Annotated in this window: 11 protein-coding genes and 1 tRNA gene; 7 read left to right on the plus strand and 5 right to left on the minus strand. The window is 62.9% G+C overall.

The window, feature by feature from the left end; translation table 11 throughout:
• Positions 1-155 precede the first annotated feature (155 nt).
• The 3 genes from AC2FM3_RS17225 to AC2FM3_RS17235 form a co-directional block, all read right to left on the minus strand.
• Positions 156-551: a hypothetical protein gene (locus tag AC2FM3_RS17225; protein WP_496684294.1), complete on the minus strand. Its 396-nt coding sequence runs from the start codon at positions 549-551 to the stop codon at positions 156-158.
• Between the two features lie 224 nt (positions 552-775).
• Positions 776-901, minus strand: a complete 126-nt coding sequence (gene ykgO / locus AC2FM3_RS17230) for a type B 50S ribosomal protein L36 (protein WP_005648635.1) — start codon at positions 899-901, stop codon at positions 776-778.
• Positions 902-982: 81 nt separating this feature from the next.
• Positions 983-1057: transfer RNA gene (locus AC2FM3_RS17235), tRNA-Val, on the minus strand.
• Between the two features lie 148 nt (positions 1058-1205).
• Here AC2FM3_RS17235 and AC2FM3_RS17240 point away from each other — a divergent pair.
• A complete protein-coding gene (locus AC2FM3_RS17240; RefSeq protein ID WP_496684297.1) occupies positions 1206-2066 on the plus strand; it encodes an N-formylglutamate amidohydrolase in 861 nt (286 codons plus the stop codon).
• On the opposite strand, the gene AC2FM3_RS17245 is transcribed toward AC2FM3_RS17240, so the two are convergent.
• Together AC2FM3_RS17245 and pyrF are read right to left on the minus strand one after the other, a co-directional pair.
• The gene (locus AC2FM3_RS17245; protein WP_496684300.1) at positions 2067-3320 is read right to left on the minus strand and encodes a DNA polymerase IV; all 1254 of its coding nucleotides are present in this window, start codon (positions 3318-3320) and stop codon (positions 2067-2069) included.
• A gap of 359 nt (positions 3321-3679) precedes the next feature.
• On the minus strand, positions 3680-4393 hold the full coding sequence (gene pyrF, locus AC2FM3_RS17250) for an orotidine-5'-phosphate decarboxylase (protein WP_496684303.1): 714 nt from the start codon (positions 4391-4393) through the stop codon (positions 3680-3682).
• Between the two features lie 87 nt (positions 4394-4480).
• Between pyrF and AC2FM3_RS17255 the strand changes: the two genes are divergently transcribed.
• From AC2FM3_RS17255 to msrQ, 6 genes are all read left to right on the plus strand, one after another.
• The gene (locus AC2FM3_RS17255) at positions 4481-4837 is read left to right on the plus strand and encodes a hypothetical protein (RefSeq protein WP_496684306.1); all 357 of its coding nucleotides are present in this window, start codon (positions 4481-4483) and stop codon (positions 4835-4837) included.
• Positions 4837-5574, plus strand: coding sequence for a tetratricopeptide repeat protein (locus AC2FM3_RS17260; protein ID WP_496684308.1), 738 nt, complete (start codon positions 4837-4839; stop codon positions 5572-5574). Before AC2FM3_RS17255 ends, AC2FM3_RS17260 begins: the two co-directional genes overlap by 1 nt.
• A gap of 263 nt (positions 5575-5837) precedes the next feature.
• Entirely contained in the window at positions 5838-6152 is a 315-nt protein-coding gene (locus AC2FM3_RS17265) for a hypothetical protein (protein WP_496684311.1), read from the plus strand.
• A gap of 126 nt (positions 6153-6278) precedes the next feature.
• Positions 6279-8897: an ATP-dependent chaperone ClpB gene (gene clpB, locus AC2FM3_RS17270; RefSeq protein ID WP_496684314.1), complete on the plus strand. Its 2619-nt coding sequence runs from the start codon at positions 6279-6281 to the stop codon at positions 8895-8897.
• Positions 8898-9077: 180 nt separating this feature from the next.
• Positions 9078-9980 carry a protein-methionine-sulfoxide reductase catalytic subunit MsrP gene (gene msrP, locus AC2FM3_RS17275; RefSeq protein WP_496684317.1) on the plus strand — a complete coding sequence of 301 codons (903 nt, stop codon included), beginning with the start codon at positions 9078-9080 and terminating at the stop codon, positions 9978-9980.
• Positions 9981-9984: 4 nt separating this feature from the next.
• Entirely contained in the window at positions 9985-10599 is a 615-nt protein-coding gene (msrQ, locus tag AC2FM3_RS17280; protein ID WP_496684319.1) for a protein-methionine-sulfoxide reductase heme-binding subunit MsrQ, read from the plus strand.
• Positions 10600-10873: the final 274 nt, after the last annotated feature.

Here is a 10873-nt window from a genome sequence, read left to right on the forward strand (position 1 = left end):
GCCGATCCGGCGATCAGGGCCGACAGGGCGGCGGCGATAAAGCGCTTGGTTTTCATCTGTGTTGGTCCCAGTTGTCGAATCTCAGGAGCGGGTATTTCCCGACTGATTTGCTCAATTAAACGATTTCGGACGAGATGCAAGGAAATCTGACAAAATTACTTGGTCAAAAATGCCGCGGCGCTCGTGGGGGTTGACCAGTTCGTTAACCATGTTGGAGCCAATTGGTAGAGCCGCTCCGCCGGACAGCGGCAAGCGCCGGCGTCAGGTCGGTTCGGCGCAAATGGCGGAAGGGCTCTCGAAATAGTCGAAGTGTTGCTGGAAGCCGTGACGCTGCTGTTGCTTTTCGGGCTTGTCGCGGGGCCGGTCTGGCTTTGCGTCAGATTGCTCGCTTTTTTCCGACCGGGTTCACCCGGGGCTTGTTGCTCGTCGTCGGTCTGACCATCCTTTTTTCGTGGTGGCGCGACTTCGCACTTGATCTTGCACTGCTTGCAATGAGCGTGGATCTTGACGGTTTCACGACCGATGAGCGGATGCGCGGCGTTGGTCCACATTTGCGGGAGCGTGCGGAGCGCATGGTCTTTTCACTCGAACGGTTGGGCATCGGCTGGCCGATACAGGCAGGATTCGCGCTGTTCGCTTCAGCCCCCTACGCGATGGCGGTCTGTTGCATCACATGGCTCGTGCGGAAGGGGCTCGGGCGGGGCCGCGGGGAAGATCGAGCACAAAAAAAACCGCGCCCAAAGGCGCGGTTTCTTGAAACGGTGTTTCGCCGTCCTCAGCCCTGGCGGGCTTTGAACTTGCGCTGCGTCTTGTTGATGACGTAGACGCGGCCTTTGCGACGCACGACCCGGCAGTCGCGGTGCCGGTTCTTGAGCGAGCGGAGCGAGTTCTTGACCTTCATGGCCTATCTCCAGTTCCTGCGGCGCGGGCCAGCGCCTGGGTTAGCGGGTGCCCCGGGTCAGACCCGAAACAGTGAAACAGATGGTGGGCGGTACAAGGATCGAACTTGTGACCCCTTCGATGTCAACGAAGTGCTCTACCGCTGAGCTAACCGCCCACTTTCCCTTTGCGAGATCCGCCCCAGAACGAAATGGGGCGCGGAACCCCGCGCCGGTGGAGCGCTCTATAAAAGGAGTCGCGCAGGGGTTCAAGGGGTTTGGTCGAACAATTTTCCGGTCTATGTTGTTCGGAAAGAGGGAGTGGACATGCACAGCACCGCATATGCTTTGGAAATGCCCGCGAAACGCAGCTCGTGCGTGGTGTTTTCCTCGCCCCACAGCGGCCGGAACTATACCCAGCCCTTCCTGGAGCGGTCGATTCTGAACCGCGACGTGATTCGTTCGTCCGAGGATGCCTTCGTTGATCAGCTTTTTGCATCTGCCCCGGATCACGGCGCGCCGCTGATCGCCGCGCAGATGCCACGGGCCTTTCTGGATCTGAACCGCAGCGCAGACGAGCTTGACCCGGCTTTGATCATGGGTGCCCGCCGGTCGGGGCACAATCCGCGCGTTGCCTCGGGGTTGGGAGTGATTCCCCGGGTGGTGGCAAATGGCCGCGCGATATACAGCGGCAAGCTGACCATGGATGAGGCCCGTCTGCGCATCGACACCTATTGGCGGCCCTATCACGCCCGGCTGAAATCACTGCTGGCTGAATCGATCGGCTCCTTCGGGCAGGCGATTCTGGTCGACTGCCACTCGATGCCGCACGAGGCGGTGGCCCTGGCCGGAACCGCGCATGGGCGCCGCCCGGAGATTGTACTGGGTGACCGGTTCGGTGCGTCGGCTTCGGGGGTGATCGTGGATCAGATCGAAGCGGCCTTTGTCTCGGCCGGGCTGACCGTGGTCCGCAACACGCCGTTTGCGGGGGCCTACGTGACGCAGACCTACGGCCGTCCGGCGCGAAATCAGCACGCCATACAGATCGAGATCGACCGCGCGCTCTACATGGATGAATCTACGATCGAACCCAACGCCGACTTTGACTCGTTCCGCGCGGTTCTGGCGCGGGTGATCGCCGATATCGCCCGGATCGGGGCACAGCCCGAGCGTCTGGCCGCGGAATAGCTAGCGCAGCGCACGCCCTTTCACGATTGCATCGCTGCCGAACTTGCGGCGGATCTCGTCCGCAGCGCGTTCGGCCTTGCTGCGCTGGGCGGCGCCGGGATCCAGCAGGTCGCCCAAGGCATCGGCCTGTTCCGCCGGACACAGATCTGACAAGCCGCAACCCAACAGGCGGTACGGCCCCTGATCGCCGACCTGATCGAACAGGCCGCGCGCGGTGCGATAGATCCGGTCGGCCATCTGGGTTGCGTCGCGCAACGACACGCGCCGCGTCAGGATCTTGTGGTTGGCCCGTTTCAGCTTGAGCGTCACCACCCGCCCGGCCAGAGCCTTGGCCTTGGCGCGGTCGGCCACCTTTTCCGCCATCCGCCACAGATGCCCGTCCAGAATGTCAGGGTCGGAGGTGTCCTCGAAGAATGTGGTCTCGTTGCTGATGGATTTCATCGGCGTGTGCGCCGAGACCCGGCGCTTGTCCTGTCCGCGCGCCAGATGCCACAGGCGATGGCCCATCGCGCCGAACCGTGCCGTCAGCGCCTCTTGATCCCAACGCAGCAGGTCCGAGAAGGTGCGGATGCCGGCCCGCTCCAGCGACTCCTGAGCCGCCGGGCCGATCCCCCAGATCAGCCGCACCGGCTTGTCATGCAGGAACTCCGCCGTCTCGGCCTTGCCGATCACCGAGAATCCGCGCGGCTTGTCGAGGTCCGAGGCCACCTTGGCCAGGAACTTGTTGTGCGACAACCCGATCGAGCCGGTCACGCCCAGCTCGTCCTTCATCCGCCTGACCAGCCGCGCCAGCATCACCGCGGGCGGCGCGCCGTGCAGGCGCTGGGTGCCCGACAGGTCCATGAAGGCCTCGTCCAGCGACAGCGGCTCCAAGTCCGGGGTCAGCTCGTCCATCATCGCGCGGATCTGGCGCGAGACCTCGGCATAGACCGACATGCGCGGCTTGATCACCACCGCGTCGGGGCACAGCTTCAGCGCCTGGAACATCGGCATGGCCGAGCGCACGCCGCGGATGCGCGCCACGTAGCAGGCGGTGGACACCACCCCGCGCCGCCCGCCGCCTATGATCACCGGCTTGTCGGCCAGCTCGGGGTTGTCACGCTTTTCGACCGAGGCATAGAAGGCGTCGCAGTCCATATGCGCAATGGTCAGGTCGAAAAGTTCCGGATGGCGCAGAACCCGCGGGCTGCCGCAGGTTGGGCAGCGCCGTTCGTCACCCAGACGGGTCAGGCAATCGCGGCAGAGACCGGGCATCACATTCTCCATGCGCAGCATGACGATGAACCAGAAGCTGTACCCTATCGTAGCCCGCGCGCCAGATCAAAGCGGTTGGCCGAAGAGTTCCGGAAGGAGAAAGAAGACCCCCCGCCGATGCGCGGGGGGAGGTAACGGACCTCAGGAAGTCGCAGTCCGTCGGGGAGTGTCTCTGGCCCAGAATCGCGCGAAAATGCCTATTTTGACAGGGTTTTGACGCTCCGGGCAAAACCGAGGTTTCGCATGTGTGTTTTCGGGCACAGGGACAATTCGGCGCGGAACGAGGGAAAAGTGACGCAAGGTCAATCGGTTGCGCGCCGCTTCCTGCGAAAAAGACCCCGCGCGAAGGCGTGCCGCGCTTAAACCTGCGGCACCGATTTCAGTTCCTCAAGAACCGACCGCGCGGCCGCCTTGGGGTCTTCGGCACGATAGATCGGTCGTCCGACCACAATGTGATCGGCCCCGTCTGCGATCGCTCTGGCCGGGGTGGCGACCCGCTTCTGGTCGCCCAGATCGGCCCCCGAGGGCCGCACACCAGGGGTGACGATCAGTCGGTCCTGGGACTGGGGCAGGGCGCGGATCAGAGCGGCCTCCTGCGGGCTGGCGATCACGCCGTCGGCCCCGGCCTCGAAGGCGCGGGCCGCGCGCTCCACCACCATGTCCTGCATGTCGCCGGCCTTCATCATGCCGGCATCCAGATCTTCACGGTTCAGCGAGGTGAGGATCGTCACCGCGAGAATCTTCAGATCCTTGCCTGCTGCGCCTTCCTTAGCGGCACGCACCACGTGGGGGTCGCCATGGACGGTCAGGAAATCCAGATCGAACTGCGCCAGCCCTCGCACGGCATTCTCGACCGTGTTGCCGATGTCGAACAGCTTCATGTCTAGGAAGATGCGCTTGCCGTGTTCTTGTTTAAGCTCGTTGGCCAGCGCCAGCCCGCCCCCGGTCAGCATGCCCAGGCCGATCTTGTAGAACGAAACGGCGTCGCCCAGCGTCTCGGCCAGCTTCAGCCCTTCCAGCGCGTTGGGGACGTCGAGGGCGACGATCAGGCGGTCATCGGCGGTTTGGGGCATTGTTTCGACCTTTCAAGCTTGACGGGATCGGCGCTTCTGTAGAGCGTGCGGCACAATCAGACAAGAAAAGACGCAGGAAAATACGGGATGATACGGTTTGGTGTGGTCGCCTCGGCGGCTGTTTTGGCCGGGGCGGGCGCAGTCTGGGCCGGTGAAACGGATTGCGGCGAGGCCCGACAGGTCTGGGCGGATGTCAAGGACAGCAGGTCGGCGGCAGCCATCCAAAGCTTTGCCGAGATCTACGCGGAGTGCTCGATCTATTCCCAACTTGCGCGCGATCTGCTGGCAGGGCTGACCGGAGGGCCCTGGCGCCGGCCGAGGTCGACGCCCCCAAAGAACCGCAACGACGCCTGCGGGTCTCCGACCTGCGGCCCCGGCCGGAACCCGACCCCGACGATCCACCATACGAGCCCGACTATTCGGACGGAGAATATGAGTGCCTGATGGTCGCCGCCGCTCCGGGCCAGTCGCCGCTTTTCGACGGGGTGGAATGGGCGGACATGGACGCTGAGAATGCGATGGCGACCTGTGCCGAGCTGCTACTGAAAAACCAGAATGTCGATGCCGAGGTCGTCGCCGCCTTTGGTCGGGCTTTGATGAAGGGCGGCAAGCTGGAAATGGCGCTCGAGTTCTCGGAGCTGGCCGCGATGGAGGGCAGCGGGCTGGCGATGAACACGCTCGCCACGCTCTATGGCGATGGCAAGATCGTTCCCGCGGACGATGTGACTGCATTTGCCTGGTACATGGCGGCTGCCGAAACCGGTCTGCCGATGGGAATGCACAACGTCGCGTATGGCTACGAGAACGGGCAAGGTGTTGCGCCCGACCTCGACAAGGCGCTGTACTATTATGAAAGGGCCGCGTTCCTCGGATACGAGCAGTCTCTGCTGCGGCTTGGCACATTCTACCGCGAAGGCACGCATGTCACGCGCGACATGCGGCGCGCGGTCGACTATCTGAAGATGGCGGCCCGAAACGGGAGCACCGATGCCGCGGTGCGCTTGGGCTACATCTACGAAACCGGCGAGAACGGCTATTTCAAGGACATCGAACAGGCGTTGGACTATTATTTCCAGGCCGCCAAGCAGGACGATGTCATCGCGCTGCGCAATCTGGGGTCTCTGACCTATCACGGGCGGGATGGCGTGCCTCGGGATATGGAAGCGGCCTTCGTGTTCTGAGGAAGGGCCGCGAAGCTCGGCGATATGAAGTCGCAGCGCAAGTTCGGCCGATTGCTCCATGAAATCGGCGAAGTTGAAGAGGCGCTGAGGTTTCTTCGCCTCGCGGCCGGGCAGGGCGATGACGAGGCGCAAAAGCTGATCCGGCAGATCGAAGGCGGTTGAACCCTGCACCGGGTCAGGGGGGGCGTGGTTTCCCCCGCGCTGTCCCAACTGTGCTATGGTGCCGCCATTCAGAAACGAAAATTACATCGAGGGGACAGACCATGAAGCACCTTGTTCCGCTGGCCGTCATGGCCACGCTGGCCGCCTGTGCCGACACGCCGCCGCAAACCGAAACAGGCGCTGCGCCGCCCCCAACCAATGACGATTTGTATCTCGTCCGCGGCTATCGGTCCGAAGATGACTGGTGCCAGTTGACCGGTGAAACCGCCTTTACCGGCAATTTCCTGGACCACACCGCTGACCTCGTGTCGTGCCCCACCGGCAGCGCCGCCGCGCAGTCGCTGGTCGAGACGCTTGATGCCGAGCAGGTGGCCGAAACCGGCGGCTATACCGTCTATACGATTCCCCGCGGCTGAGCGTTTTTTCACCCGCCACCCTCTTGAAGCGGCAGGGGCATTTCCCAAATTGATAAATGAGGCCCAGAACTAAGCGTGCCGCCGAGCGGGCGCAAAAACCTTGGGCGCTTGGAAAAGGAGAGAATGATGGACTTGAACAAGTTCACCGAGCGGGCACGAGGCTTCGTGCAGGCGGCGCAAACTGTTGCGCTGCGCGAGGGACACCAGAGATTGGCTCCCGAGCATATTCTGAAAGCACTGATGGATGATGATCAGGGGCTGGCCAGCAACCTGATCAAACGTGCGGGCGGCGCGCCCGAGCGTGTGGTCGAGGCGCTGGATGTTGCCCTGGCTAAGATCCCGAAGGTCAGCGGCGACGCGGGCCAGGTCTATCTGGACGGCCAGACCGCCAAGGTTCTTGACGAGGCCGAGAAGATCGCCAAGAAGGCCGGAGACAGCTTCGTGCCGGTCGAGCGTGTGCTGATGGCGCTGTGCATCGTCAAATCCAAGGCCAAGGAGGCCCTGGAAGCCGGTGCCGTGTCCGCCCAGAAGCTGAACGAGGCGATCAACGACATCCGCAAGGGCCGCACGGCCGACAGCGCCAATGCCGAAGAAGGCTATGACGCGCTGAAGAAATATGCCCGCGACCTGACCGAGGCCGCCCGCGAGGGCAAGATTGACCCGATCATCGGCCGCGACGAGGAAATCCGCCGCGCCATGCAGGTTCTGTCGCGTCGGACCAAGAACAACCCGGTTCTGATCGGTGAACCCGGTGTGGGTAAGACCGCCATCGCCGAAGGTCTGGCTCTCCGCATCGTGAACGGCGACGTGCCGGAATCGCTGAAGGACAAGAAGCTGCTGGCGCTGGATATGGGTGCCCTGATCGCTGGTGCGAAATACCGTGGCGAGTTCGAGGAACGTCTGAAGGCCGTTCTGAACGAGGTCACCGCGGCCGCTGGCGAGATCATCCTGTTCATCGACGAGATGCACACGCTGGTGGGTGCCGGCAAGACCGACGGCGCGATGGATGCGGCCAACCTGATCAAGCCCGCGCTGGCGCGGGGCGAGCTGCACTGCATTGGCGCCACCACGCTTGACGAGTACCGCAAATACGTCGAGAAGGACGCGGCCCTTGCCCGCCGGTTCCAGCCCGTCTACGTGCAGGAACCCACGGTCGAGGACACGATCAGCATCCTGCGCGGCATCAAGGAAAAATACGAGCTGCACCACGGCGTGCGCATCTCGGATTCGGCGCTGGTGTCGGCCGCGACCTTGTCGCACCGCTACATCACCGACCGCTTCCTGCCCGACAAGGCAATCGACCTCGTGGACGAGGCCGCCTCGCGTCTGCGCATGGAAGTGGACAGCAAGCCCGAAGAGCTGGACCAGCTGGATCGCCAGATCTTGCAGCTCCAGATCGAGGAAGAGGCACTGAAGCTCGAAGATGACGCGGCTTCGAAAGATCGGCTTGAGGCCTTGCAGAAGGAACTGGCTGAGCTGAAGGAGAAATCCGCCGAGCTGACTGCCCAGTGGCAGGCCGAGCGTGACAAGCTTGCCAGCGCCCGCGAGCTGAAGGAACAGCTGGACAAGGCGCGCGCCGAGCTGGAGATCGCCAAGCGCGAGGGCAATCTGGCCAAGGCCGGTGAGCTGTCCTATGGCGTGATCCCCGAGCTGGAGCGCAAGCTGGCCGAGGCTGAAAGCCAGGAAAGCAACGCTGTGATGGCCAAGGAAACGGTACGCCCCGAACAGATCGCGGCCGTGGTCGAACGCTGGACGGGTATCCCGACCTCGAAGATGCTGGAAGGCGAGCGTGAAAAGCTGCTGCGCATGGAAGAAGCGCTGCATGCCCGCGTGGTCGGCCAGGACGAGGCCGTGCGCGCCGTGGCCAATGCCGTGCGCCGGGCCCGGGCCGGTCTGAACGACGAGAATCGCCCGCTGGGCTCGTTCCTGTTCCTCGGCCCGACCGGTGTGGGTAAGACCGAGCTGACCAAGGCCGTCGCCGAATACCTGTTCGACGACGAACACGCGATGGTGCGGATCGACATGTCCGAATTCATGGAGAAACACGCCGTCGCCCGCCTGATCGGTGCACCGCCGGGCTATGTCGGATATGAGGAAGGTGGCGTTCTGACCGAAGCCGTCCGTCGGCGGCCGTACCAGGTGGTGCTGTTCGACGAGGTCGAGAAGGCGCATCCGGACGTGTTCAACGTGCTGTTGCAGGTGCTGGACGATGGTGTCCTGACCGATGGCCAGGGCCGCACGGTCGATTTCAAGCAGACGCTGATCGTGTTGACCTCGAACCTCGGGTCGCAGGCGCTGAGCCAGTTGCCCGAAGGGGCCGACACGGCGCAGGCCAAGCGCGACGTGATGGACGCGGTCCGGGCGCATTTCCGGCCCGAGTTCCTGAACCGTCTGGACGAGACCATCATCTTCGATCGGCTTCAACGGTCGGATATGGCTGCGATCGTCGACATCCAGCTGGCCCGCCTGCAGAAGCGGCTTGCCGCGCGCAAGATCCGGCTGGAGCTGGACGAGGCCGCCAAGGAATGGCTGGCCAACGAAGGCTACGACCCGGTCTTCGGGGCGCGTCCGCTCAAGCGCGTGATCCAGCGTGCCCTGCAGAATCCGCTGGCCGAGGCTTTGCTGGCCGGCGAAATCCGGGACGGCGATACCGTGCCGGTGACTGCCGGACCCGATGGCCTGATCATCGGCGACCGGTTGGGCACCAGCGATCGCCCGCGCCCGGACGAAGCCGTCGTGCACTAAGCTGCGGCTTGGTTAAAACAGGAAAGGCCCGCCAGAAATGGCGGGCCATTTTGTCGGTCCGGCGTCAGCGGGCGGCCGGTTCGTTACAGTCCCGTCTCTCAATCGTGACGCAAGTTGCCTTGGTCCTGTGCTAAGACCGGGCTAGGTCGGGTCAGGGGTTGAAACGGAACGGAGACCAAGATGGCGCATCGCTGGACCAACAATTTGACATATGCCGACGTCACGCCTCGGGCGGCGTTTCTAAACCGCCGGCAGGTTATGGCGGGGCTGGCCGGATCCGGCCTTGCTGCAATGGCCGGGCGTGCGCAGGCCGAGGCCGTGCCCGAGCCCAACAGCTGGGAAGATATAACCTCGTACAACAACTATTATGAGTTCGGAACTCGCAAGGACGACCCTTCGAAATACGCCCATACCCTCAAGACCGAACCATGGAGCGTGACAATCGACGGGTTGGTTGACCGTCCGGGGGAGTACGACTTCCGGGATATCATGTCCGAGATGACGATCGAAGAGCGGATCTATCGGTTCCGCTGTGTCGAGGCCTGGTCGATGGTCGTGCCGTGGAACGGGTTCGAGCTGGCCGATCTGCTGAACATGGTTGGTGTGCAGGAGGGGGCGAAATACGTGGCCTTCGAAACCGCGCTGCGTCCGGATGAGATGCCGGGCGTTGCCTATCCGGTTCTGGACTGGCCCTATCGCGAGGGCTTGCGGCTGGACGAGGCCATGCACCCTCTGACGATCATGGCGACGGGTATCTATGGCCGCCCGATCCCCAATCAGAACGGCGCGCCGCTGCGGCTGGTGGTTCCCTGGAAATATGGCTTCAAGTCGATCAAATCGATTGTACGCATCACCCTGACCGAGGACGAGCCGCCAACCAGTTGGAACATGGCCAACCCGCGTGAATACGGGTTCTACAGCAACGTGAATCCGACCGTGGATCATCCCCGCTGGTCCCAGGCCTCTGAGCGGGTCATCGGCGGCGGATTGTTTGCCAAGCGTCAGCCAACGCTGATGTTCAATGGCTACGAGTCTGACGTCGCAAGCCTGTATGACGGAATGGATCTGTCCGAGTATTATTAAAGCCATGAGCAAGCTGAACCAGTTCCTGAGGCGCGTTCCGGTCTGGGCGGTTTACCTGCTGGGCCTGCTGCCGGCGCCGTGGCTGTTCTATTTGGGTTTGACCGGTGGACTGGGCGTCGAGCCGATCGAGGCGCTGGAACATGAATATGGCGAGCTGGCCCTTCAGTTGCTGATCCTGGGACTGGCAGTGTCGCCGCTGCGACGTCTGGTCGGGCTGAACCTGATGAAGTTCCGGCGGGCGATCGGCGTTCTGACCGTCTGTTATGCGAGCTTTCATCTGCTGGTCTGGCTGGTGCTGGACGTGCAGGTGCCCGCGCAGATCTGGGCGGATATCCTGAAACGGCCATATATCACGATCGGCATGACGGCCTTCGTGTTGTTGCTGCCGTTGGGCCTGACATCGAACAACGCCTCGGTGCGCCTTCTCGGAGCCGCCTGGCGCCAGCTGCATCGTCTTGTCTATCCGGCGGCTGTTCTGGCCGGTCTGCACTATGTGATGGTGGCCAAGGGATTCCAGATCGAGCCTTTGCTTTATCTGCTGGTCATCTGCCTCCTTCTGCTGTCGCGGCTGCCAGTGCCACGCTATCCGTTCGCGCGAAGCAGCTCCGATTCCGCCTGACTCGCGCCCGTGTCTGTGGGTAAACCTGTGGACTGCGGGTTTGCGGGTCCTGTCCGGAGCGAACCAGCGAGCGTGTGGTGGTCAGAACGGTCGGGGGTGTGTAGTTAAAGTGTTGAAATATAATCGGAAATCTTTGGAAGAAACTTTTTTGAGGGATTGTTGAATTTTCCCCTTGCGGCTTTGGTTGGATAATCTTAGAACCCCCTTCACCGGCGCTGGTGAGGCGGTGGTGACGGGCTGGAGAGGCGGCCTGACGGACTGGAAAGACGGTTGT

The organism is Ruegeria sp. BHSB172 (genome assembly GCF_059613165.1).